The sequence below is a fragment of the Bacteroides sp. AF29-11 genome, assembly GCF_003602895.1.
Taxonomy (GTDB): domain Bacteria; phylum Bacteroidota; class Bacteroidia; order Bacteroidales; family Bacteroidaceae; genus Bacteroides; species Bacteroides uniformis.
In genome coordinates, this window is the sequence record NZ_QTLY01000010.1 from 1 (window position 1) to 25,576 (window position 25,576).

The 25,576-nt window shown below is 49.3% G+C and carries 15 protein-coding genes; 6 read left to right on the top strand and 9 right to left on the bottom strand.

Annotation, left to right across the window (positions count from 1 at the left end; genetic code table 11):
- Positions 1–182: 182 nt before the first annotated feature.
- The 9 genes from DWZ03_RS16880 to DWZ03_RS16920 all read right to left on the bottom strand — a co-directional run bounded on the left by DWZ03_RS16880 (position 183) and on the right by DWZ03_RS16920 (position 17,995).
- On the bottom strand, positions 183–3,278 hold the full coding sequence (locus DWZ03_RS16880) for a glycoside hydrolase family 2 TIM barrel-domain containing protein (protein ID WP_120130470.1): 3,096 nt from the start codon (positions 3,276–3,278) through the stop codon (positions 183–185).
- A 177-nt stretch (positions 3,279–3,455) separates the two neighbouring features.
- Positions 3,456–5,405 carry an alpha-L-arabinofuranosidase C-terminal domain-containing protein gene (locus tag DWZ03_RS16885; RefSeq protein WP_005833262.1) on the bottom strand — a complete coding sequence of 650 codons (1,950 nt, stop codon included), beginning with the start codon at positions 5,403–5,405 and terminating at the stop codon, positions 3,456–3,458.
- Positions 5,406–5,459: 54 nt separating this feature from the next.
- Positions 5,460–7,451: a glycoside hydrolase family 127 protein gene (locus DWZ03_RS16890; RefSeq protein WP_005833263.1), complete on the bottom strand. Its 1,992-nt coding sequence runs from the start codon at positions 7,449–7,451 to the stop codon at positions 5,460–5,462.
- Between the two features lie 49 nt (positions 7,452–7,500).
- Positions 7,501–10,041: an alpha-L-arabinofuranosidase C-terminal domain-containing protein gene (locus DWZ03_RS16895; RefSeq protein ID WP_120130428.1), complete on the bottom strand. Its 2,541-nt coding sequence runs from the start codon at positions 10,039–10,041 to the stop codon at positions 7,501–7,503.
- A gap of 203 nt (positions 10,042–10,244) precedes the next feature.
- Entirely contained in the window at positions 10,245–12,191 is a 1,947-nt protein-coding gene (locus DWZ03_RS16900) for a glycoside hydrolase family 97 protein (RefSeq protein ID WP_057281591.1), read from the bottom strand.
- 30 nt (positions 12,192–12,221) lie between these two features.
- Positions 12,222–14,132: a family 43 glycosylhydrolase gene (locus DWZ03_RS16905; RefSeq protein ID WP_373151307.1), complete on the bottom strand. Its 1,911-nt coding sequence runs from the start codon at positions 14,130–14,132 to the stop codon at positions 12,222–12,224.
- 140 nt (positions 14,133–14,272) lie between these two features.
- A complete protein-coding gene (locus DWZ03_RS16910) occupies positions 14,273–15,400 on the bottom strand; it encodes a glycoside hydrolase family 88 protein (protein ID WP_120130429.1) in 1,128 nt (375 codons plus the stop codon).
- 17 nt (positions 15,401–15,417) lie between these two features.
- Positions 15,418–16,749, bottom strand: a complete 1,332-nt coding sequence (locus tag DWZ03_RS16915; protein ID WP_120130471.1) for a BNR repeat-containing protein — start codon at positions 16,747–16,749, stop codon at positions 15,418–15,420.
- Positions 16,742–17,995, bottom strand: a complete 1,254-nt coding sequence (locus DWZ03_RS16920; protein ID WP_005830116.1) for a DUF2264 domain-containing protein — start codon at positions 17,993–17,995, stop codon at positions 16,742–16,744. The genes DWZ03_RS16915 and DWZ03_RS16920 overlap by 8 nt, the downstream gene beginning before the upstream one ends.
- 505 nt (positions 17,996–18,500) lie before the next feature.
- Between DWZ03_RS16920 and hemW the strand changes: the two genes are divergently transcribed.
- The 6 genes from hemW to DWZ03_RS16950 all read left to right on the top strand — a co-directional run bounded on the left by hemW (position 18,501) and on the right by DWZ03_RS16950 (position 25,545).
- Positions 18,501–19,631 carry a radical SAM family heme chaperone HemW gene (gene hemW / locus DWZ03_RS16925; RefSeq protein WP_120130430.1) on the top strand — a complete coding sequence of 377 codons (1,131 nt, stop codon included), beginning with the start codon at positions 18,501–18,503 and terminating at the stop codon, positions 19,629–19,631.
- A gap of 20 nt (positions 19,632–19,651) precedes the next feature.
- Complete coding sequence (locus tag DWZ03_RS16930) at positions 19,652–20,197, top strand: RNA polymerase sigma-70 factor (RefSeq protein WP_057097576.1); 546 nt, start codon at positions 19,652–19,654, stop codon at positions 20,195–20,197.
- A gap of 286 nt (positions 20,198–20,483) precedes the next feature.
- Positions 20,484–21,002, top strand: a complete 519-nt coding sequence (locus DWZ03_RS16935) for a DUF4974 domain-containing protein (RefSeq protein ID WP_005830106.1) — start codon at positions 20,484–20,486, stop codon at positions 21,000–21,002.
- A 2-nt stretch (positions 21,003–21,004) separates the two neighbouring features.
- Entirely contained in the window at positions 21,005–23,743 is a 2,739-nt protein-coding gene (locus DWZ03_RS16940; RefSeq protein ID WP_229122391.1) for a TonB-dependent receptor domain-containing protein, read from the top strand.
- Between the two features lie 15 nt (positions 23,744–23,758).
- Positions 23,759–24,901 carry a DUF4249 domain-containing protein gene (locus tag DWZ03_RS16945; protein WP_120130431.1) on the top strand — a complete coding sequence of 381 codons (1,143 nt, stop codon included), beginning with the start codon at positions 23,759–23,761 and terminating at the stop codon, positions 24,899–24,901.
- Between the two features lie 290 nt (positions 24,902–25,191).
- A complete protein-coding gene (locus DWZ03_RS16950; protein WP_005830102.1) occupies positions 25,192–25,545 on the top strand; it encodes a hypothetical protein in 354 nt (117 codons plus the stop codon).
- Positions 25,546–25,576 lie beyond the last annotated feature (31 nt).

A 25,576-nucleotide genomic window follows, 5' to 3' on the forward strand; every position in this document is an offset into this window, starting at 1 on the left:
TCGGGGTTTATCAACGACCATCTGACGGATTGCATTTGCCGAAATCAGAAACAATAAAACAAAGAAATATACAGAAGCAAGCAAAACATCAACACAAAGCGGTCACCCTCCCCCATCGGAAAGGCGACCGCTTCAGTGTTATAAAATCTGTTTCTCAGTATGTAATACACTGAGAAGAAATATTATTCTATTCCGATACTATGGCATACGGGAAAAAGGATGAACGTAAACTCATAATCAGCGTATGGCACCAGGTATTCCGGACGGGCTATACGTCCCCAACTGTCTTCGCAACCCAGACCAGCTTGCACCTTGTCGATACAGAGATTAGTCAAATCAGCTTCATCCACCTCTTGCGAGTGTCCTTGCTCTTTGCTCCAGCCTTCATCTAAAGACTCGATGGTATAGTGCAAGGCAGATGCGGAGAAGGGAGCGGCCGCCACAATCTTGATGCCATTACCAGACTGATCCAACATCTTCCACCAACGAATATCGGTCTTTGTTCCATTTTCCTGCGGACGGATGTAGGGATAGAACTGCTCAGCCACACTTTGGCGATAAATGCCTAAGTCGGCGCAATGATTACGGTCAATATAGTTTTCAACCGGACCGCGTCCATAGTATTCAACGGTTTCAAAGCTGCGCGGCATAGGCATCTGCAGACCGAAACGGAACATGTTCGATACTTTGGCATTCTTGTCGGCAGTCAGCTTCTGGGTCACCTTGACGGCACCGGCATTGTTGATGACATAAACAAGGTTCAGCTTAGCTGAAACACCCGGCATGTCGTAAGCAGATTCTACAATCACCTGATTGTTCTCCGTGCGCTGTTTGAAAGAGGTCAGTTTGATTTCCGGATTCTTCCAAGCGATATATTTGCGTTGCAGATTGGCACCGTAGTCGTTGTCAACAGGCGCACGCCAGAAGTTTGGTTTTAAAGCCTCGCCGTCTTTAATCATATCCCGGCCATTCACTTCGTACTTGGTCAGATAACCGTTGTGCTTGTTGATTTCTACGCGGAAAGCATCACCGGAGACGATGAGGTAGTTCCAATCGTTATCCTGTACTTGGGGAGCCGTCATCTCGATATTGCTCTGTTCGCAGTTCTTCAATTCCATGGAAGGAGCTTGGTAAGGATTGAGCGTCAACTGGTCTTTTGCCACTACATGTCCGGCGGAAAGCAATCCTTCACGGTTCTTCAGCTTATAGGAAACATTCAGCAACCACTCGGTGCATTGGCAAGTCTTGCCCAAGTCCAACTTGATTTTGGCTGTCTGTTGGGGAGCTACATTCAGATTATCCACACGACCGGTCCGTATCACCTTACCGCCTTTCAGTACCTCCCACTCCATATAATAGGCAGAAAGATCACGGAAGAAGTATTCATTGAACACATTGATTTCGCCGTTCTTCAAGTCGGCCGGAGTAGTCCAGATGTCCTGATAGATACGGCCTACCTCATACATGTGGGGATTGGGCACACGGTCGGGGCTGATAAGACCGTTATCGCAGAAGTTACCATCGCTGGCATCAAAACGGTTAAAGTCACCGCCGTAGGCATAAATCATCTTACCGTTTTTTCCTGTCCAACGTACAGACTGATCAACAAAATCCCAAATAAAGCCACCTTGGAATTTGGAATATTTACGCACCAAATCCCAATATTCTTTAAAACCTCCTTGCGAGTTTCCCATCGCGTGAGCATATTCGCACTGAATCAGGGGCTTTGTCATAGAATCATCCTCACTGTATTTCTTACATCCGTCATAGCCATAATACATCGGGCAATAGATGTCTGTCTTGCCAGTTTTACCGGCTTGTTCATATTGTACGGCACGGCTCGGGTCTTCAGCCTTTATCCAATCGTAGGCAGCTTCGAAATTAGCGCCATAGCCGGCTTCGTTGCCCAAAGACCAGAAAATGATGCTGGGATGATTGAAGCTACGCTGCACATTGCGCTGGTTACGCTCCATATGTGCTTTCCTATAGTCCTCACGTTTGGCAAGTGTCTCTTCCCCATAACCCATTCCGTGGGATTCGATATTGGCTTCGGCCACTACGTAAATACCATATTGGTCGCAGAGGTCGTACCAGAGATTATTGTCGGGATAGTGGCAGGTGCGCACGGCATTCAGGTTGAACTGCTTCATCACCTGAATATCCTGAATCATGCGTTCGCGAGAAATGACGTAACCACCGTCCGGATCCATCTCGTGGCGGTTGGCTCCCTTGAAGAGAACGGACTGGCCGTTGACAAGTATCTGACTTCCTTTCAGCTCTATCTTTCGGAAGCCCACCTTTACGGGAATCACTTCACTGCTGCCTTGCAAAGTGGCACGCAGGGTATACAAGTAGGGCGTTTCCGCCGTCCACTTATGAGGATTCTCCACATTTATCAAGGCAGTAGCGTTACCTTTGGCGACAGCTGTAGCCACCTGTTTTCCGGCAGCGTCCAGCAGTTCAAGACTGATATTGCCGCCACCCTTCACATCAAGCTGTACTTTCAGGGAACCGTTCTTATAAGCAGTATCCAAATCGGGAGTGACACGGATGTCCTGAATGCGCTTCTTGTCACGGGCATACAAGTAGCAATCGCGCCCTACACCGCTATAACGGAAGAAGTCCTGGTCTTCCAGATACGTCCCGTCACACCAGCGGAATACCTGAAAGGCTATCAGATTCTTTTGTCCCGGCTTCAAGTAGGGTGTCAGGTTGAATTCAGCCTCCAGTTTGCTGTCCTCACTATAACCTACGTACTTGCCGTTTACCCACAAATACATATTGGAAGTCACGGAACCGAAATGAGCAATGATGTCCTTACTCTTCCAGTCGGCAGGTATTACAATCTCACGACGGTAGGAACCTACATTGTTATTCTCCGTTGGCACCTGCGGTGGATTGTTCTTGAACTGATTGCGCCAGGCATATCCGGTATTCACGTAGATAGGGGCGCCGAAACCGTTCAGTTCCCACATACCGGGAACGGCCATATCGCTCCATCCCTTGTCGTTGAACCCCACTTTCCAGAAATCCGTGGGACGGGCATCGGCATTCTTCACCCAGAAGAATTTCCAGATACCGTTCAGAGTCATGTAATTGGAAGAATGTTCTTTTGCTCCACGAGCCGCAGCATCTGCCGACTCATAGGCAAAATAGTTGGTGTGCATCGGAGCACGGTTCACGGCATTCACTTCAGGGTTTTGCCATTCAGTGAAGGACTGTGCGCTTGCGGCAATGGCAAAAGTCGCAAGCAGTCCGGTAATGAAATGTTTCTTCATGGTAAATAGTTTATAAAAATTAGCAACGGCATACAAGCAGAACCGGTATGCCGTCACAAAGATACGCCTATCCTATAATTAAAAGGAAGAATAATCGTTCAAAAAAGGCTGAATTTAATTCTTTAAATAAGTGTTCATAACTAGTTCACATAATTAAATAGGTGACTAAATGGGAATTTATTTTGATTGAGTACTTATCCGCAAACGATAGACTCCGAACGAACGAGGCTGAAGCTCCAGGCTCAGAGAACGGGAAGCCACCTCCACCGGACGAATACGTGGAACAATAGCCTCCTGCTCCAGTGTATTCTTGGCTTTCCAGTCATCACTTTGCAAATAGGTGCAGGAACCCGAGACAAGCTGCCGCTTCTTCAATCCGCTGAACTCTATCTGTACCTTCTCCGATCTGCTGCCCGCATTGACAAGCTTCAGAATTACTTCTCCCGTAGGAGCATCCAGCACTGCCGATGCATAAAGGCTGTCCCGCCCCGTCACGGGTTTTCCGTCCATTTGCAGGTTCAGCACATCTGTTCCGGCATTCATACCGTACATCTGCTGTACGTAATAGTTGGGAGTCCGCATCATACGGAGATTGTCGAACCAAATCAAATCGGGATTCCACTGCCAGGCATCCACATGGGCAAACAACGGAGCATAGGTAGCCAGGCGCACCACATCGGCATTACGTTCCAGTCCCGTCATAAAAGCTGCTTCGGACAGTGCCGCCAAGAAATTATTGGCTTTCCCGGTGGGGTGGTCATGCGATGCATATTCACCGGCAAAGACTTTCGGTCCTTTACGGTCATAGTCATCATAGCGGGCAGCATTGGCAAAGAACCAGTCGGGAGCCATATAATAATGCTCGTCCACCAAATCCACCCCGATGCGTTTCATTTCGGGCCAGAGGTAATCGAACTTGTCCCCATCTGCACTCGGACCGGAAGAACCTACAATCTGCATATCGGGATATTCCGCACGGATGGCTTTCGTGAACACTTCCAGACGCTCGGGATAGACTTCCCCCCACTGTTCATTGCCGATGGCAATCATTTTCAGACCGAACGGTTCGGGATGTCCCATATCGGCACGCACCTTTCCCCACTTGGAGGTTGCAGCACCGTTGGCAAACTCGATGAGGTCGAGGGCATCCTGCACGTACGGGCCGAGTTCTCCAAGGGGAACCACTTCGTTGCTTTCGTATTGGCAGGACAGCCCGCAGCTCAGTACCGGCAGAGGCTCTGCACCGAGGTCTTCACTCAGCAGGAAATATTCGTAAAAGCCAAGTCCGTAACTCTGGAAATAATCCGGGAAAGCTTTATGCTTGAATGTATAGTTCCAGCGATTTTCGTTCAAAGGACGGTTCTCTACCGGACCCACGGAATTCTTCCATTGATAACGGGTGGCAAGGCTGTTGCCTTCGATGATACAACCGCCGGGAAAACGGAATACTCCGGGATTGAGGTCATAGAGGGCTTGTACCAAGTCGGCACGCAATCCATTCTCACGCTTCTTCCAAGTGTTCACCGGGAAGAGAGAGATGTGGTCCATATCTACCGTACCCTCCGTCTGCAACACAACACGCAGACGCGAGCGAACATCGGTAAAAGGAGCTTTCAGCACAGCCGTCAGCTTCTGCCATTCACTGCCTTTCACTTCCAGTTCCTTCTTCAGGAGATTCTCTCCGTTGGAATTCACCAGTTCGACGGAAAGCTTCATTGGTTTGGTATCCGGCGTACGGACATAGGCGGAGAAACGGTAATCTTCTCCTTTTTTCAGGCCGATGCCACGATAACCTTCATTATCCAGTCCGGCACGCAAAAGACAGCCGTCATTGGTAATGCGCACATAATGCGGATTGCGGTCGAAGCAGGGCCGCTCGTCCTGTACCGTCACCTCGCCAAAAGGTATCCACCCCACCAGCGGCTGCGGGAACTCAAAAGAGCGGTTCTTTACCAGTTCGGCATACAAACCACCGTCCGCACCGAAATTAATGTCTTCGAAGAAGATTCCATACATGGCAGGATTTATCCGAGCCGTCGGTTTTGATACATCAACAGTCATCACATGCTGTTGCGCCTGCATGCCAAGAACAACGAACAATGTCAATAGAAATAAAAGTCTTTTCATGGTTTTAATCTGTTTATAACGATAGCATAAGCTAAATTATGACGACATACTTACCTATTCTACATCAATCCTATTTACCGGCAACCATACATCCATCTTGCCCTCACCCCGGTGTGCCCATGCATAATAAGGTATCAGGGTCAGCGTCACATCTCTGGTTGCCAACTTTCCGGCAGCATCAAAACCAAGAGCCTGCACTTCTGTGGTAATTTCGTTGATGCCATACAGCAGTTCGGGCTTCTCCGTCACCTGGAATTTCGGATGACGGTTCAGGATGATATTCTGTATATTAAAATCATTATCGGCCCACTCGGCACAATAAACGATAGGACCACGCTCAACGGCCACCCGTCCACGGTCGGCAACCACTTTTTCATTGGCTTTCACCACACGGGGTTGCATGTCGAAATGCACCTCTACCACATCCCCTTTCTTCCACTTCCGGTCTATCCGGAGATAGCCTTTACGAAGTTCACCGGTCACCTCCTCGCCATTCACCAATACACGATAGCCCAACTTCAGGTCGTCGGCATACGAATAAAGGTCACTCGGAAGTACACTGCCGCGCACCCAACCCGGAATACGGATATTCATCGTAAACGGCAGGTTGCCCTGAGCCACCTTCACACGAATATCTCCGTTCCAGGGGTATCCGGTTTCCTGCTCCAGCACCACTTTCTTTTCATTCAACTTCAGCTCGGCACGGTTGGACAAGAAAAGGTTGACGTACACCTGATTGTCTTTCACGGCATACACATATCCCGGCAAAGAAGGAATGAACCGGCTGATGTTGCTGGGACAGCAGGCACAACCAAACCACGGCTGACGTGTAATCGTATGGTCGGCATTAAAGTGATACTTACCATCGCAAGACAACGGATTGGGATAGAAGAACTTACCTCCGTCCAATGAAACGCCGGAGATTAATCCGTTGTAAAGCGTACGTTCCAGCACGTCGAAATACTTGGAATCGCCATGCAGCAGAAAGAGGCGGTAATTCATGTAAACATTGCCGATGGCGGCACAGGTCTCATTGTAGGCAGTCAGATTCGGCAATTCATAGTTATCACCGAAAGCTTCGCCCGCATGACGCGCACCGATACCGCCGGTAATATATATCTTCTTGCCGACGATATTCTCCCATATCTTGTCGATAGCCTTGATGTAGGAGCTGTCACCCGTAATGGCAGCCACATCAGCCATACCGGAATACATGTAACCAGCACGTACGGCATGTCCCACTGCCTCTTCCTGCTCCAGTACAGGCTTGTGCGACTGCAAATAGATGTCCTTGCGTGCCGTAGTGCCGCGCGCGTCGAGGAAGAACTTGGCCTGGTCGAGATATTTCTTATCTCCTGTCACGGTATAGAGGCGTACCAATGCCATTTCGGCAATCTGATGTCCGGGAATCACACGCTTCTGTCCGGGGCCTTCACCGATATTCTTGCATACGCAGTCGGCATAACGGATAGCTATATCCAGGAAGTTCCGCTTGCCTGTAGCTTGATAATAAGCCACAGCCCCTTCCACCATGTGACCCAGATTATAGAACTCGTGGCTCAAATTCTCCACCTCCGACCAGCGTTCCGGCCCCGCCCAATCGTGCGGATGCTTGGGGTTCATGGTACGTGCGGTGTAAAGATACCCGTCCGGTTCTTGGGCGGCGGCCACTATGACCAATACGCTGTCGATATATTCTTCCAGTTTCTTGTCCGGGTAAGTCTGCAAGGAGTAACTTGCACCTTCAATCGTCTTATAGACATCCGTATCGTCAAAGGAGAAGCCTCCCACCTTATACTCATCACTGGGATGAGTAGCTTTCACAAAGTTTTCATAACGTCCCGTTTCCTCACACTTACTGAAAGCCAACGGGATGGTTACCTCGCGGCTTGCCTTCAAGCGTTGTCCCCAGAAACTGTCCGTCACCTTCACTGAAGTGAAAGGAACCGGGTCGATGGGATAACCGGAATGCAAAGTCTGTTGCTTTTGTGCCGACACACTGCCGGTCATGGCTGCAACAAGTGCCAAAGTCAATAATAGTTTCATATCTTTTAAGTTTTTAAGTTCCCACGCACGGAATTACACGGATTTATCCTTATTTCCCCTTATTCTCATGGATACGTATCACCGTAAACGAATAGGCAGGCAAGGTATAAGGAAACTCCGTACCGCCGATGTCGAAGGTGGAAGTCACGGAACGTGCCTGCTTGTCTTTCGGGTCACCCGTCAGGAGCGTCTTCACTGCCGAGGGATTCTGCAAGTCGATGCCCTTCAGCTTCACTGTAGAGGAAACCTCTACCGGAAGCAGGTTCACCAGCTTTACGATATGGTCACCCGTGGCCTCATCCTTTACCACCGAAATGCCGACGCGCTTGCGGACAGCCTCTTGCCCATTATTCAGTGTGACGTGCGAGGTGATGTACTGCGTACCCGCATTCTGTCCGTACATCTGCTGTGTGTAGTAGCCCACGGTAGGCTTCACCTCTGTGTTATTGAAATAAATCAAGTCGGGATTCCACTGCGTATGGCCTTCCTTCGCCAGCAACGGGGCGTACGAGGTCATCTCCACCACATCGGCATTACGTTCCACCGAAGTCAGATAGAGAGCTTCTGCCAACGCTGTCTCTATGTTGTTGGGACGTCCGGGCAGGTGGGCGGCATATTCGCCCAGATAGACCTTGGACTTGGTACGGTCATAACGGTCGTAGTAGTCCTGGTTGTGAATCATCCAGCCCGGATCCACGTAATAGTGTTCGTCCACCATGGGCACGCCCAGTTCCGTGGCAAGGCGCCAGCCCTCCGCATAGTCCGTGCCTTCGTAGAAGGGACCTACAGTGCCGACAACCGTAATTTCGGGATGCTTCTCCCTGACAGCCTTGTATATCATGGCAAAGCGCTCCTCAAACACTTCGGTAATCATATCCTCGTTGCCGATGCCGATATACTTCAGATTGAAAGGCTTGGGATGGCCTGCCTCGGCACGCTTTCTGCCCCACACGGTGCGGTGCGCATCGCCGTTGGCATACTCTATCAGGTCGAGCACATCCTGGATATAGGCAGGCATCTCTTCCATCGGGATGCCACCCTGCTGGCCGTAGCGCATCAGTTCCTTGTTGGCCCCTTGCGGACAATTGTCGGCATAGTGCGTGTGTGTACCCGAATTCTGGCACGGCACGCCCGCTGCCAATACCGGCAAAGGTTCGGCACCTATATCTTCGCAGAAGCGAAAGTACTCGAAGTAGCCCAGTCCGCGTGTCTGATGATACCCCCACAGATTGCGCAACGGCTTACGCGCTTCGAGCGGTCCGATAGAGCCTTTCCAGTCATAGATATTATCAATGCCGTCGCCATGAGCCACGCAGCCGCCGGGGAAGCGGACGAAGCGTGGATGCAGGTCGGCAAGCGTCTGCGCCAGGTCGGCACGCAAGCCGTTCTTATGGCCCTTGAATGTATTTTGCGGAAAAAGGGAAATCATATCGAGATGCAGTGTCCCCACCGTCTGCGGCTGGAGCGAGAGGACGGCGGCACGCACGTCGGCATTCGCCGTCAGCACCGTCTGCTGTTTCTTCCACTCTTTGGAGGACACATTGACGGAAGAGCGGGCAATCTCACGGCCCGTCTGGTCGAGCAGGCAAACAACCACCTTGCCTCCCTTGCTGCCCGGTGCCACGCGGGCGAAGAGAGAGAAATCGTACTTCTCCCCTTTCTTCAAGCTGATGCCGTCGAAACCGTCGTTCTGCAATGTCACTCCGGGACGCGCCTCCAATACGGCATAATGAGGGTTATTGGGATGAATGGGGTCGGCAGCGGCAATGGTAACGGCAGCCGAAGTATTCCCCTCTTTCACCGCCCAGGCATATGTGCCGTCCCAACCTTGGTGTGAACCGTCCTTAGACGAATATTCGAAGTCGCGGTTCTGTACCAGCTCGGCATACAGTCCTCCATCCGCAGCATAGTTGATGTCTTCGAAGAAAATACCTATCAGATGCTTGCTGATGGGTTTTGCACATTCCGTCTCCACTTCGATAGTCGCCTCCACCGGTTTCAGTCCGGCAAAACGTACGGGGTCTTGCTCGGTACGTTCGGCATGGAGTGCCTGGCGGTACTTCTTATGCTCTGCAAAGGAGATGACACGCTGCACCGTGGCATACGGTACACGCTGCATCCAACCCTGCTGTACGGTACCGTTCAGCAGAACCTCCTTCCGCACGTTAGGATAGACCTCCGCCGGCCGGTATTCGGCAAGGCGAGAACGGTCAAAGTATTTCTGCGCTTTCCATTGCAGCAAGTCGGGAGACTCGACGTATGCAAGGGAGTTTCCGCTTTCCGTCAGTTCCCAGATACAGTGCCAACGGTCGTCGGCACGGGTCTGCATCAAGTGCGGTTTCAGCATCCGCTTCATTTGCCCCCAGGGGCCGAAGTCCGAGTTGACAAAAGAGTTGCCGTCTGCCACGCTGAACCATCGGTTGCCATTGGGACTCCAGGCTAGTTTCAGACCGCCACTGCCGTCGGCATGGGAGTAGGAAAAGAGATAGACTGAATCGGGTTCATTCGCCACTCCATTCGTTATAGCCTGCAAAGGAACGGTCAGTGTCAAGAACAGACACAAGGACAATAATTTCAAGAATCCATTCATGGTATTAAGTCGGTATTAATCATTTACATTTAGTTCGATAGTCACAATCAGCCGTATTCTGAATGCCATTCAGTCGTATAGTGAATGCCATTCAGTATACGACTGAATCAGGACAATTATAGACCTCTGATAATCAAAGATTTGCAAAAGGAGTAATCCGTTATGATATATCATTACAAAACAAGGGTTGCTCCATGCCTTCTTTATTCCACGATTACCGCCCCTCCCTGCGGCTGAACCGTGAGTTGCAGAGAGCCGTCAGCCTTTATCCTCTGTAGCTTTAATTGAGGCTGCATCTTCTTGTCATCACTATACAGAGACACCTCTTGTCCTGCCAGCATAGGAAGGTCAAGTTTCAGTTTCAACGGTTCCACCGTTGCATTGGCAGCGGCTATGTACCACGTGTTTCCATGACGGCGGGCAAGAACAATATATCTCCCCGGATAGCCGTCAATGAAACGGGTCTCGTCCCAAGTAGTGGGCACTTGTTTCATAAAGTCGAGGCAGATTTGCGGAGCATCCGTCAGGTTATTAGGTGCCAAGGCGAAGTTCTGGATAGGATTTTGAAACAGCACTGCCGTTGCCAGCTGAAAGATGTCCGTGGTGCGGCGAATAGTTCCACCATCGTTGCTGCGGTTCAAACGCTTGTTCAGGAACACACCGCCAAACTCCATGCATCCCACAGCATTGCGGATGAAAGGGTGCAGCGTGGCATTGAACGCCTCGTTATCACAGAAATGCTGACTAAATACCAGATTCTCGGAAGCCAGCACCGCCTCGCTGCCTACGTAATTGGGATACATCCGTTCCCAGCCGCGAGGCAAGGTACAGCCGTGGAAGATAACCATCAGACCGTGGTCGTCGGCATCGCTCAGAATCTCCTCGTACAAACGCAGGGTCTCCTGCTTGTCACCGCCGAAGAAGTCTACTTTGATACCCTTCACACCCTGGCTTTGCAACCAGCGCATCTCTTGCTTGCGGGCAATGGAGTTATCCATCCGGTTGACGGGACTCTGCTCTATATCGTTCCAGTAACCACTGGAGCTATACCACAAAAATACCTCCACACCCTTGCTACGGGCATACTTGATAAACTGTTCCATGCGGTCGCGACCGATGTTGTTGTCCCACCAGTTGTCAATCAATACATATTCGTATCCCATGGCGGCTGCCAAGTCAACATAGCGCACCTGGTCGTCGTAGTTGATGCTGCCGTCCTGCCAGAGAATCCAGCTCCATGTGCCACGGCCCGGCTTGTAATCATGGGTGGTGGTATAGCGTGGTTCCACTACATCCCAGGGGACGGTGGTTTCCACAATCGGCTTCAAGGTTTCCCCCACCGTCACAGTACGCCACGGCGTGGAGCCCGGCAGGGAAAAGGCAGGTGCCACCGTTCCATTGCCGTTGTTCTCTTCCGGCATGGGGAAAGCAATGCGATACACGCCGTTATCCCAATCACTCAAACGCGAGCCACAATAACGGCTGTCCACTCCGGTTTCACTGAGCAGTACCCAGCCGTCATCCCCCACCTTGAACAAGCAGGGAAATGTATATCCATGTCCATAACCCGAACGTTCGTTCATCGGGGTATCTGCCTTATATTCTTCTTCGTAACTGGGTTTGGTACGCTTCCACCCTATCATGGCGTCGCTCTGCGGACAAAGGAAAGTGGTGGTCTGCGACGGGAAGCGGAAGCCGGTCCGTTCGCTGTTCACCGTGACGCTTCCTTTTCCCTGCTCCCTCGGCAGGGTGTAACGGAAAGCCACGTCATTGTTGCTGACGCGGAAAGTTATCTGCACATTCTTCCCCTCACCGTTGACGAATGAACAAAGCAATTCGTTTGCCCGGTAATGGATGTGCGAAGCTTTGATTCGGGATTGTTCATAAACCGTATCAAGAGCTGTGACTTTATGTTCCTTCAACTGCAATCCTCTATAGAAATCACCCACATTTGTCTCCATCCCCAAGGGAGAAGATTCCAGCATTTGCTTTCCATTGTAGGTGACGGCGTAAGACACTTCGCCGTTGGCTGACGGGCAGGATACCGTAAGCTGCAATTTTCCATCCGGACCATTGACAGATACACTCTGTGCTGCCAGCGGACCTGAGAGGGCAAACAACCAAACCAGTAATTTCAATCTATTCTTCATGGTATTAAATTATTATGTTATATCATTAAATTAAAAGGTAGGCACCACCGGCCTGATGGTTCCGTCTTCATTGAACTCCATCCGGTCTATGCAGACTTCACGATGAACGCCGGGGCCATCTTTCAAGTACCATTTATTAATACGGTGGTAAACGATTCTCCACTCATCTGTACCGGGAATCTGCAATACAGCGTTGTGTGCCGGACCGTAAATTTCCTTTTCCGGATTCTGAATCAGCACAACGGGTTGCTTGGCAACTTCGATAGGACCGAGCGGCGACTTGGATGTACCGTATGCCACATGGTAATTGGGCGAACCGGTATCGTCTACCGACCACATGAAATAGTAGAGCCCGTTGCGATAAAAGACATAAGCTGCTTCGCGGAAAGCATAGTCCTGCAAGGTGCCTCCCGCCGGTGTCATCACCGTAACGGTATTTTCCTTGATGGACACCATATCGTCGTTCAGCTCGGCACCTGCCATGTAGCCGTTGCCCCAGTAAAGATAGGATTTGCCCGAAACAGGGTCTGTAAACACATCCACATCAATCTGTTGCCCGCCACCGACGGGTGAGGCAGTAACGACAGGGCGTCCCAAATCGGTGAAAGGGCCGGCAGGAGAATCGCTCGTAGCCACTCCAATCTGCTTGCCGCCGCCATTCTTGGGGTTTCCACTGTAATAGAAGAAGTATTTATACTTACCGTCCACTTTTTTCTCTTCAATGCAAGGCGCCCAAGCATTGCCATCTGCCCAGGGCACTTGCTCCGACTTCAAGTCCAGCATGACGCCTTCATCCTGCCAGGTCTTCAAATCCGTGGAGGAGAATACGGTGAAATACCAGCCTCCCCAACCCGGCTGTCCGTCCGTAGTAGAATAGATGTAATACTTTTGGGTCTGATGGGAATAAAGGATTTCCGGGTCGGCATGGAAACCCGGCAATACGGGATTGTTGGGCAATGCGCCCAGTTCTGTCGGCTTGCCCCATTCATCGGTAATGCGCAACAGCTCATGCCGGGTAATGGGGATAATGGTCCCATGACGGGGATGGAAGTTCATCTTCACCTCGCTGTCTATCACCTTAAAATTCTTCAAGTCAGTGGTTTCCGTAAACTGATAGCTTCCTTTCATATAGACGTCGTACATCAGGATATACTTATCCTGCCCTATCAGTTTGAAAGTGCCCGCACCCTCTACGGCTTCCTTAGTCTGTTGCTTGTAATCGGGTTCTTCCGTCCATGCCCCGGAGGTCAAGGAACGGGTGGTGGCCACCTTTATGCCGTTTCCATGCCCTTCCGTCTTATAGAAAAGGTGGAAAACACCATCCTTATAGACAATGTCTCCATCGATGCACGATTTCCCGTTCTCCGGCAGAAACAATGGCTTGGGCTCTCCCTCCAAATCCGTAAACTCCGCATTGGCATAAGCATAATATATGACATCGGCTCCATCGCCATGCAGCATAGACCAATACACCATGTACTTTCCCACCTCCGGGTCGTAGATAGTCTGCGGAGCCCATACACGCTTCAAATCCTCCTGACCTGAATAGCGCTTCTGTATATTGATAACGGAGTGAGACCAGTTGACCAAGTCGGTAGATTTCAGCAAAACCATGGCACGGTTGGAACTCCATCCATTGGCTGAAACCATATCTGTCACTACCATATAGAAAGTCTTGCCATCCTCGCAACGAAGGATATGCGGGTCGCGGACTCCCCCGGTGGAGCTGATGACTTTCGAGTCGATTACCGGTTCATTATCATTCAATGCCCAGTAGGTATAACCGTCCATGCTTACAGCATAGCGCACAGCTTCTTCATCGCCACTATTCCCAGTGAAATAAGTGAACAAATAAGCTACATAATCTTTTTCGGGAAAGGATTTTTGCCAGGAATATCCCGGAAGTGCAAACAACGACAATAACATTGCCGCCAAAAGCATCCGGAAAGTGTTTTTCATCCGTACAATCATAATCTTTTTATATTAAACCTTTTAACGGGTGTAAAATTAACACTATATACATTATAATACAAAGAAAGTGTATATGTTGTGTAACATATACACTTATTTAATCTCTCCAATCAGTCGGCATTCAAAAAACGCACCATCTCACAAGCTGCCAGCAGAAATGCCCCTACCCCAAAGTTAGCAGTAGAGTTGGCATCAACCACTTGTCCGGGAATGGCTTTCTCGCCAATCGGCTGTACATACCCTATGCGGCCATCGGGCTGCAAGGCTACAGTAGTCAGATAATTCCACGCCTTCATCACTACGGGTTGATAAGCAGCCTTGTCCAGCAAGCCGTTGTTCATCCCCCATAATAGACCATAGGTAAAGAAAGCCGTACCGCTGGTTTCAGGACCGGGAGCATGCTCAGGGTCGAGCATACTGCGTGTCCAGTAGCCTTCCGGCTGCTGGCAGGCAGCCACGGATTTGGCCATCGTCTGGAAGCGGTCTATGTACTCTTGGCGGTATTGGTCTGTTTCGGGCAGGTCTTTCAGTACCTTTGCCAAGGCAGCCAGCACCCAACCGTCGCCACGCGCCCAGAAGTCTTTCTTACCATTCACACTTTTGTGTTTTGGATAAATATATTTGCCGTCGCGATAGTATAGGCCTTCCTCCGAATCGTACATGATACTGTTGGCATAGGTCCAGTATTCATGCAGTTTCTCCAGATATAACGGATTGCCGGTCAGCTTGTACATCTTTGTCATAACGGGCATTACCATGTAAAGTCCGTCCGCCCACCACCAATAATCGTTCTTGTCCGTACTCATCTGGTATTCCATCACTTCGCGCGCACGGGCTATCTTCCCGGAATCCGGCTTCACGGTATACAAATCCGCATAAGTCTGGAAACAAATCTGATAATCACCGAAAAGCACATAATCATCACTCTCCCCATAGCTGTACTTCCACTCTTCCTTGTTGTCACTCTTCGCGCCTTTCCATTCATTATGTTCTGCCCACGCCTCGGAATAGGCATAGCATTCCGGATTACCGGTCAGGAAGAACACCTCCATGTTTCCCGTATGATAGGCGGCGTTGTCCCAGAAAGAGCGCCCATGTTGCGGATGGGTCTCCTGCCAATAGTTGTTCACCCGATTGATAATCTCAATCACTTCTTCCGGTTTCGGCTGCTGAGCGGTGCATGAGGACACTCCCCAGCAAAAAGCCAAACCCAATAAAAATAAGCATGTCGTTTTCATATATTAATACTGTTCTTTTATCTTATCACTTCCAATACATATACCGGTTGCGGTGCAAACTCCACAACCCGCTCTCCGTCCCCTTGCTTGGCATGCTGCACAAACAGATGCAGCTGCTTCCTGCTCTTCCACAATTCCGTGTCATGAGACGGTTCCCAGGCATCGACAGCGAAGTCGGTCAAATCGCTGATGCTCCACTTACTATTTGCCACATCCGTAGCGTGCGCCAAAGAGACTTTGCTCCCCCGTTCTTCATCCCTAAATACATAAAATATCTCCCCGCCATCTACTACGATGCGCGGACGGGCCATCGGAATCATCTTCGTGCCTCCACCTTTCAGGGAAAACGGAGTGGTACGCCCGGAGACCTGGCGGCTGTGCCACATCTGCCCGTCATGCCAGACAATCCGGTATTGCGGGACGTCGCTGTCCGGGTCGCGCCAATAGGAAGCAATGTAGGGATGACCGCCTGCATCGGCACTCATGCTGGTCTGGTTTATCAGTTCCGAATTCTGAGGAATGCGGCAGGCATACTCTGCATTACCCAGACGGATGGGCAAATCATATTTCTTGCCATTTGCCTTATACCATGTTACGCCATTGTCAAAGGAACGGGCGTAGCATAGGTCATGGTTGGTTTCCACATGCCAAGTCTCGCGCCAGACCCACGACAGATGGATGGTTCCAAGCTCATCTACATATAGCTGCCAGTAAGCATTGCGCTTGTTCTCGCCATCAATCAGTACATCCTGCACACGGCTCCATTTCTTCTCCTTCAAGGAATAGCGGTTCATCACCAGGTTGCCCCGGCCGGAAGAACCGGAACGGTATGCAAACAGCAGGTCGCCTCCGGACAGCAGATAAAACTCCGGATAGGTTACATTGCCTTCATCCACGCCCGTCATGGGCTCCTTCTCACCCAATTCCAGCGAATGGGGTGCAATGCTGCGACAGTAGTTCAAGGGCTGTCCGTGATGGTCGAAGGCTACATGAATATACCCGTCACCGTCCAGCATCATGCTGATGACGTTATGGGCATCCTTCACATTCCCTTTATACTGTGTGCGGTGCAGTGTCCACTGTCCGGCATGGAGGTTCCGTTTTCCAAGAGTCAGAAACCCTTCCGCATCATAGTAACTGATGTATTGCTCGTCACCTTGCGTCACCAGCGAATTATTACGGAATACGGCAGTGTTGACGGAAGTCTGGCTGTATCCTTTCCCCACTTCCACCAGATGCGTTTCGGGAAGGACACCGGCAGCACCCTGTGCACAGAGTGCCACCGGAAATCCACCAATCCCCCAAACAATTAATATAAATACTATAAAAAATGAATCAGTCTTACTCATAATAGGCATGGTCTTTGGGGAATTCTTCACCACCCCACGCCTTTTTCGAGGTCCATGCCTGCGGAGCATCTGTCCAGAACGGATGGTCGGCGGGCAAGCCCAGGGGCAAGAATGCCAGGGAAGCCATGTAAAGGCTGCCGTTGTTAGTATACCAGTCGGAGATATGAGGCTGGGAACCATTGAATCCCAATGTCAGAAAACCTTTCTCGTTGAAGTTCCGGTTGTCACCGAACATACGGTTGATGACAGCTGTCATGGCAGCACGTACCTGTCCGTTCGACAATTCCTTGGGCAACCATCCACGCCATGCCAACAAAGCCAATGGTTGGAGGGTACCGGTGCGGTAGGTAATGGAACGCCCGAATACGGGGAAGGCCCCCTCGGGAGAGATGAAACGTTCCAGAATCATGCCGAAACGCTGCATGCGCTTCTGGGCACGCTGGAAATTGCAATCCGGCGCATTCCATATCTTATTTTTTCCACTGTTCGTAAAGACTTCCAGACACTCCACATACATGGGATGGAGTACGAAGCTGTTGTAATAGTCAAAGGCAAATCCCGGTCCGTCGCTATAGAAGCCGTCACCTACATACCACTCTTCCACCTTGCGCAGAGCGGAGACAATACGGTAAGCATCACTCTTGGCACCAGCCTTGCGCAGGAAACATTCTACCGTAGACGAGAACAGCAGCCAGTTGGTATAAGGAGGGTCCACACGGCGCAACTGGGTAAACTCTTCAATGTAACGCCGTTTAGTCAAACTATCCAGAGGCACCCACAAAGCATCGTATCCTCGCAGGAAGCTTTCAGCAACATAAGCGGCATCGACCAGCGGCTGTCCCTCTTTCCGCCAAAGTAGGTAATCCTGACTTTCCGGGTCTACCGCCTGCGCATAACTTTTCAATGCCCATTCGCGGAGCTGCCTGCGCTGCTTGCCTTCGGCAGTGTCATCGTCCGGCAAAGAGAGCCAGGGCGCCAACCCCGCCATCAGACGGCCGAAACATTCCATATAGGTCACCCGTTTGTCGCGTCCATCCCAAGTGGGACTAAGCTCCACCTGCATATTTTCCTGGAGCTTCCCTTCACTCATATTGCTCAGTACCGGAGCAGCCATTTGATACAACACCCCGGCCCAAAGTTCGCGGTCTGTCACTTCCTTCTCTTTTTTCTTCTTGGCAGCCATTTCCTGAGCGGGCAGCAATAAAACTGCCACTAGCAGCAGCCATAAGTAGTTACTTTTTCTCATGATATTATTTAAGTTTGTTTTTCAATACTGCAAAATTACCCCATTCCCGGTAATTTCGGGGGCACTATTGTTTCAAAAAGGGGTAAATATCGGTCATTAGTACCCCAAAAGCTCAGAAATCACGAGAAAAAGCCTAAGATTAAGCCGTGCTACGACGGAAGTGAATAAAGTATTTGCCGCTATATTTGTTTCTTCATGAACTGCACCAGTACAAGGGCAATGCAATAAGCTATAATCTGTTCAAACCAAAAGTCAAGTCCTTCAAACATATTACTCATTATTTTAATAGACACCCATTCCTTTTTCTGATAACAAAGGAAAGGAGTTTATTCGGAACAATGAATTTCCATACGACTCAAAAAATGTTCTATTTTTCCGGATTACAGATAAAACTGAGAATATCCACCAAGACACTGACTACTTCCATATTACATTAAATGTCCCGAAAACCGATATATTCTCCTGCCAAAAGACTATTTTTGCAACAAATATCCATAAGCATACCATGGCAGGCATCTATATTCATATACCTTTTTGCAAGACACGCTGCATCTATTGCGATTTCTATTCCACCACCCGCAGCGAATTGAAGCAGCAATACATCCGTGCCTTGTGCACTGAACTGAAAACCCGCAAGGGTTATCTGAAGGAAGAACCGATAGAGACCATCTACTTTGGCGGAGGAACTCCCTCACAACTCGCCCACGAAGATTTCGAGCAGATATTCCGGACTATCAAAGAGGTGTATGGAACAGAACATGCCGAAGAAATTACCCTCGAGGCCAATCCCGACGACCTGACGGAAGAATATGTGTCCATGATGCGCACCCTCCCCTTCAACCGCATAAGCATGGGGATACAGACATTCGACGCCCCCACCCTGAAACTGTTGAACCGCCGGCACAATGCCGCGCAAGCCATCGCAGCCATACACCGCCTCCGCCAAGCCGGCTTCCGGAATATCAGCATCGACCTCATCTATGGACTACCGGATGAAACAGACCAACGGTGGGAACGCGACCTGCAACAAGCCGTCGGCCTTGATGTGGAGCATATCTCCGCTTATCATCTGACTTACGAAAAAGGCACCCACATCTACGAAATGCTGCAGAGCCATCGTATCAGCGAAGTAGATGAAGAGAGTAGCGTGCGCTTCTTCTCGGCGCTCATGGACACCCTGGGAGCCGCGGGGTATGAGCATTACGAAATATCCAACTTCTGCAAGCCCGGCATGTACTCACGCCACAACACTGCTTACTGGAAAGGCATTCCGTATTTGGGCTGCGGCCCTTCAGCCCACTCCTTCAATGCGAAGACAAGGGAATGGAACACAGCTTCTCTGGAAGGATACATAAAGTCCATTGAAGAGGGACACCGTTCCTCCGAAACAGAAATTCTGGATAAAGTGACCCGTTACAATGAATACATTATGACTTCCCTGCGTACCATGTGGGGAATCTCCCTGACATATACGGAAGAATCCTTCGGCACAGAGTTGTGCCAATATTGCACGAAAATGGCAGCCCCCTACCTCCAAAGCCACAAACTGGAGATGCAGGCAGACCGCCTGCGCCTGACCCGGGAAGGCATCTTTGTTTCGGACGGCATAATAAGCGACCTGATGTTCATTGATTAACAACAAAACCGGGAGACTGCATGACCGAACAAGAAGTCAGACGCTATCTGCGCCAAATGAAGGAAGAAGACTCGGAACGGGCTTTTCACAGTTTCTACAATCTGTGCTACGACCGCTTGTTCCGTATTGCCTGCTATTTCGTGAAGCACGAAGAGTGGGCGCAAGAAATTGTGCTCGACGTCTTCATGAAGCTTTGGGAACAACGCGCCCGGTTGCCGGAAGTGAACAACATAGAGGATTACTGCTTTATCCTTACCAAAAACGCCTCCCTCAATTACCTGGAAAAAGAGAACCGACACCCTACACTCTCGTCCGAACAGCTTCCCGAACTTTCCGGCCAGGCCGATTCTCCCGAAGACACTCTTATCAGCGAAGAACTGTTTGCCCGATATGTCAAGGCGCTCGACCGCCTGCCGGAGCGTTGCCGTGAAGTATTCATCCGCCTGCGCGAAGAGAAACAAAGCTATGCACAAGTGGCGGAGGAGCTGAACATCAGCACAAAGACAGTAGACGCGCAACTGCAAAAAGCACTCACAAGACTCAAGGAAGCATTGCTGACGGAGTGAACTCTGCTTCATCTTCCTCGCAAGAAGCCCCGTATGCATGTATGAGATGCACATCTCAAGCTGCATGAGATGTACATTTCGCACAACATGAGATGCACATCTCATGCAGACTTTCCCTATTGATTGAAACAGAGAAGCAAGGAAGTCATACGTAGGCAGGACGGACTTTCACGGACAAAGAGCTTTAGATTAACATTATTTCAGGATATAGGCATAGGGAATTCCTGAAAAGGAGCTGTCTTTACATGCAGAAAAGGAGTCATAGGCTCTTAATAAATTGCCAAAAATGAAAGTGAATAACGAGAATTTCGACAAGGTACTGAACAAACTGGTTGCTTCTACCCGTTCCCCACGAGGACGCTTTACGGCAGAGAACAGCTGGAGGCTGCTGGAAAGCCGTTTGCTAAAGCGCCGCAGCATGAAGCGGTTCTGGATGCGTACAGCCAGTGCCGCAGCCGTAGTCCTGCTCTGTGTAACGAGCTGGGCAGCCTATCAGTTCTTATACGTAGCACCACAACGGGAAGCCATTCCCACAGAAGCCATACATACTACCGAGGAAACCCAAGTAATCCATAGCGTACTGACATTCGATCAGCAACCCTTGCAGGAAATCGTCCGTCAACTTTCCGAAACGTTCCGTACCGATATACGTATCGAAGGAGACAGCCTGAAGAACTATCATATGACAGCTACCTTCCGCGAAGGGGAGAGTCTTACAGAAATCCTCGACCTACTGAAGGACGCCGGCAACTTTACCTATAAAAAAGAAAACAACACTATTATCCTTACTACTAAACTTAACTGACAATGACCAGCTCTACTATCTGTTCGCACCACCGCATCAGAACCGTACTTCTGATGTGTGTGGTTCTTTTAAGCGTCTCACTCCATGCACAGGCACAAAACAAGGAAACACGTATAAACCTGAATATCCGTAACGCAACTTTAGAGAGTTTCGTGAAGCAACTGGAAAATGCAACCGGATTCTCCTTCATCTATGGGGAAGAAGTAAAGCTCACGCACCGCATCACACTGGAGATGAAACAAAAGAACATCAGTGAGATATTGCAACGTGCCTTTGAAAACGAACCCATCACGTTCGAAATATCCGGAAAGCACATTCTACTCCATAAGCGGCCCGTGCCGCAGAAACCCGTTAGCCGTAAGTTCACCATCAGCGGATACGTGACCGACGGAGCGTCTTCCGAGACGCTGATTGGTGCCAATATCCTTGAGAGTCGTCGTTCCACAGGTACTGCCACCAATCCTTTCGGTTTCTATTCCCTCACCCTGCCGGAAGGGGAAACGGAACTGGTTTTCTCCTACCTGGGCTACGAAAGCCGGCATAGCCGGTTCGAACTGACGAAAGACACCTTGCTCAACGTCAGGCTGGACAGCAATAACCAACTGGCAGAGGTCGTGGTGCTCTCGGACAAGCGGGAGGCCGGCATAGAAAGCACAGCCATGGGAGCGCATGAGATACCGATGACACAAATCAGGCATACCCCGTCCATATTGGGAGAAGCCGACCTGCTGAAGACCATTCAGCTGATGCCGGGTGTGCAAGCCGGTATGGAAGGTTTTGCAGGCATGTATGTGCGAGGGGGAGGTCCCGACCAAAACCTGGTTATGCTGGACGGGATTCCAGTTTACAACGCAGACCACCTGCTGGGAGTATTCTCCATCTTTACGCCCGAAGCGGTAAAGAACACCACATTCTTCAAAAGTTCTTTTCCTGCCCGCTACGGCGGGCGTCTTTCGTCTATAGTAGATGTACGGACCAACGACGGGGACATGCATAAATACCACGGCGCATTCAGTATAGGCCTGCTGACGGACAAACTGCATATCGAAGGTCCTATCTGGAAAGAACGGACCTCCTTCAGTTTCAGCGCACGAGCCATCCCCACCCTATTCTTCAAAAATCTCATTGTAGACAAAGACGACACCTATTCCGACAAATACAACTACTATTTTTACGACGTCAATGCAAAGGTCAACCATAAGTTCAGCGACCGTAGCCGCATCTTCCTCAGTTTCTACAAGGGGAAGGACCACTATCATTATGACAGTTACTACCACGGTGACAATTACGACAACAGCATTAAGAATTATTCCAAGGACAACAGCCATCTGAATTGGGGAAACACCATCGCCTACGGCCGCTGGAACTATGTATTCAACAGCAAGCTGTTTTGCAACACCACCGTCTCATACAACAAATATGAGATGGGGCTGGACGGAAACATGGAAGATACCTATACTGTCGCCAATAAAGTACAAGACAGATACTATTACTCCTCCAAGTTCAACTCCGGTATCCGTGACTGGAGTGCGCGTATGGACTTTGACTACACCCCCATGCCGCAGCACCACATCAAGTTCGGTGCAGAGTACATCCACCATACGTTCCGTCCGGGAATAGCTACCTCGAAAATACAAGATATAGATAATGGCGCCCTCCAGGAAGATACGGTTTACAATACCAGCAACAGCCATGCCATGCGCGGACAAGAAATCTCCCTTTACGCCGAAGACAATTTCAATGTAAACGCCAGGCTCAGTCTGAATGCAGGTGTACGCACATCGCTGTTCCACACACAAGGGAAAAGCTACTATTCGCTGCAGCCCCGCCTTTCCGCCCGCTATGACCTCGGACAAGGATATTCTGCCAAAGCATCCTATACGTGCATGGCACAGTATGTGCATCTGTTGTCCTCCACTCCGCTGTCTATGCCTACCGACCTCTGGGTACCCATTACCAAAGACATCAGTCCGATGTATGCCAACCAGTTCTCCATAGGAGGCTACTATTCCGGACTGCCGGGTTGGGAGTTCTCCGTCGAGGGATATTATAAACAGATGAAACACATACTTGAATATCAAGACGGTGTATCCTTCTTCGGCACCTCTACCAACTGGGAAGAAAAAGTGGAAATGGGCGAAGGCCGCTCCTTCGGTCTGGAACTGATGGCACAGAAAACATTGGGCAAGACTACCGGCTGGCTGGCATATACCCTATCCAAGACCGATCACCGTTTTAAGAGCGGAACCATCAACCAAGGCCGATGGTTCCCCTACAAATATGACCGCCGCCACAGCATCAGCCTCAATCTCAGCCATAAGTTCAGTGACCGCATTGATGCAGGAGCTTCCTGGATATTCAATACCGGTGGATGTATCACTATCCCCGAAAAGGCAACAATCATCATCCGGCCCGATGGCTCTATTGAGGAAACCGGTTACATCTCCCGGCGTAACAATTACCGCCTTCCCGCCAGCCATCGTTTGAATCTCGGCGTCAACTTCAACAAGAAGACCAAACATGGTATGCGTACCTGGAATATCAGTATCTACAATGCATACAATGCCATGAATCCGAACATCGTTTACAGCAAATACAAAAATGGATACAACGTATACTACGATGATTTCTACGAAAGTATTTATCATGGAAATACCGGGCAGAAGAAAGCTCAAACTGTCATCAAGAAAATAACAATACTGCCTTGTATTCCTTCTGTTACCTATACTTATAGATTTTAAAAACAAATCCGGCATATGAAAACAAAAATGAAATTACACCTTATTATATACATAACTATTGTAGGCTTCCTAACAGCCTGCGAAAACGAGATTCCTTACAATCCCGGACAACAAGATCCGCAAATCATCATGAACGCCTTGCTCGAAACCGGACAAGCTGAGAATGATGTCTATCTCCATTTAGGCGAGGGCTATAGTATTGAGCATTTGAACGAAGCAACTCTTTCCCTCTACATCAATGGCAAAATAGCAGAAACTCCGAAAGCGGTTTCCCCGGAAGAAATTTATGGGCATCTGGAAGGAGAACTTGATAAGGACATTTATGAATCATTACTGAAAAGTATACGTTTCAAGAAATATCGTCTGACCAGCACACTGCATCCCGGCGACAACATACGTCTGGAAGCCACTGCCGAAAACGGGAAATACCATGCCAGTGCCGAGGTCACCGTGCCACAACCGATAGAGAGCCTGCACGTGGACACTTGCCTGGCCTACCTGCGCGAGTACAGCGGACAAACCCTTTACCGCCAATACAAAATTACATTGCAAGACCGCCCCAACGAGAAGAACTACTACCGGCTGGACATTTGGAATGACCGTAGTTACTATTGCAAATGGAAAGAATACCTGGAAGATGAAAACGGCAGCCTCATCAAAGTGGAAGACGAGGACGGCTCTTGGCATTGGGCCTTCATACCCAGAGACACCACCATCCTTGCTCCCCGGCAGAACGAAATCATTAACCGGGAAGATGTTATACTGACTGACGGCCATCCCGGAAACTATGATGATGAAGAAAATGAATTGTTTCCCACCATCAATAACAAATACAATATATTCAATGATAACACTTTCCGTGATTCGTATGCCACATTAAAAGTATATACCCCTCTCTACCAAGAATATTATCCGGTAGAGGGACACTACTACGACCATATATCCCGCAAACAAACCATCACCGTACGGCTGCTTAGCATCACTGAAGCCGAATACCGCTACCTGAAAGCCTTAAACTGCCTGGATGATGGGGATTACGACGATGCTTTAATGGAACCTATCAGTCTGCCTTGCAACGTCATAGGTGGATTAGGCTTTGTGGGAGTCTGCTCTGAAAGCAGAGTAATCATAGAATTGCCCGAAACTGTTTGGCAATAACATTTTGACTAATAAAAATCCTTTTATCCATTACAATAAACTGAATTTTATTTAACCTACATTACATTCGTATTACAAAAAGCATCCAAATAAAGCATTTTCACACTACAAAATTGATTTAAGTCAAGAAATGAAGGTATAAACTACACTTTTTACGTATTCATTTTTGTGTTATAAAACATATACCTATATTTGCATAGGTAAAAAGAAAAAGCTAAGCGCTTAGAGAGTTTTCAATAGGTATTAGATTGAGATTAGTTTTTAGGAATAACAATTAAAAAGTAGGTATTATGAAACGTTTAGGATTAACATTAGTGGCAGCAGTCTGCCTGACTGCTACAACATTTGCAGCAGGAAACCAACCTACAACTGCAAAATGGGAAGGTAACATCAACATAACAAAGTTGAGCAAGTATTTGAATCTGGATTCCAACCAGCATGAAGAAGTGGCAAACATCTGCGAATATTTTACAGAACAGATGGAACGCGCTACAAATTCCAAGAAGAATCAGGAGAAGTTACTCCGTAATGCAGTTTATGGTAATCTGAAGTTGATGAAAAAGACTCTGAATGAAAAGCAGTATGCTGATTATGCCAGAGTATTGAACGTCACACTGCAGAACAAAGGTATCGAAGTGAAATAAACTTCGCTTCTGATAAATACGAAAATAGTAT

Excerpts from the sequence above, each read along its gene's own strand:
- DWZ03_RS16880 (WP_120130470.1), bottom strand. The coding sequence starts at position 3,278 with ATGAAGAAACATTTCATTACCGGACTGCTTGCGACTTTTGCCATTGCC.
- DWZ03_RS16885 (WP_005833262.1), bottom strand. The coding sequence starts at position 5,405 with ATGAAAAGACTTTTATTTCTATTGACATTGTTCGTTGTTCTTGGCATG.
- DWZ03_RS16890 (WP_005833263.1), bottom strand. The coding sequence starts at position 7,451 with ATGAAACTATTATTGACTTTGGCACTTGTTGCAGCCATGACCGGCAGT.
- DWZ03_RS16895 (WP_120130428.1), bottom strand. The coding sequence starts at position 10,041 with ATGAATGGATTCTTGAAATTATTGTCCTTGTGTCTGTTCTTGACACTG.
- DWZ03_RS16900 (WP_057281591.1), bottom strand. The coding sequence starts at position 12,191 with ATGAAGAATAGATTGAAATTACTGGTTTGGTTGTTTGCCCTCTCAGGT.
- DWZ03_RS16905 (WP_373151307.1), bottom strand. The coding sequence starts at position 14,132 with ATGCTTTTGGCGGCAATGTTATTGTCGTTGTTTGCACTTCCGGGATAT.
- DWZ03_RS16910 (WP_120130429.1), bottom strand. The coding sequence starts at position 15,400 with ATGAAAACGACATGCTTATTTTTATTGGGTTTGGCTTTTTGCTGGGGA.
- DWZ03_RS16915 (WP_120130471.1), bottom strand. The coding sequence starts at position 16,749 with ATGAGTAAGACTGATTCATTTTTTATAGTATTTATATTAATTGTTTGG.
- DWZ03_RS16920 (WP_005830116.1), bottom strand. The coding sequence starts at position 17,995 with ATGAGAAAAAGTAACTACTTATGGCTGCTGCTAGTGGCAGTTTTATTG.
- hemW (WP_120130430.1), top strand. The coding sequence starts at position 18,501 with ATGGCAGGCATCTATATTCATATACCTTTTTGCAAGACACGCTGCATC.
- DWZ03_RS16930 (WP_057097576.1), top strand. The coding sequence starts at position 19,652 with ATGACCGAACAAGAAGTCAGACGCTATCTGCGCCAAATGAAGGAAGAA.
- DWZ03_RS16935 (WP_005830106.1), top strand. The coding sequence starts at position 20,484 with ATGAAAGTGAATAACGAGAATTTCGACAAGGTACTGAACAAACTGGTT.
- DWZ03_RS16940 (WP_229122391.1), top strand. The coding sequence starts at position 21,005 with ATGACCAGCTCTACTATCTGTTCGCACCACCGCATCAGAACCGTACTT.
- DWZ03_RS16945 (WP_120130431.1), top strand. The coding sequence starts at position 23,759 with ATGAAAACAAAAATGAAATTACACCTTATTATATACATAACTATTGTA.
- DWZ03_RS16950 (WP_005830102.1), top strand. The coding sequence starts at position 25,192 with ATGAAACGTTTAGGATTAACATTAGTGGCAGCAGTCTGCCTGACTGCT.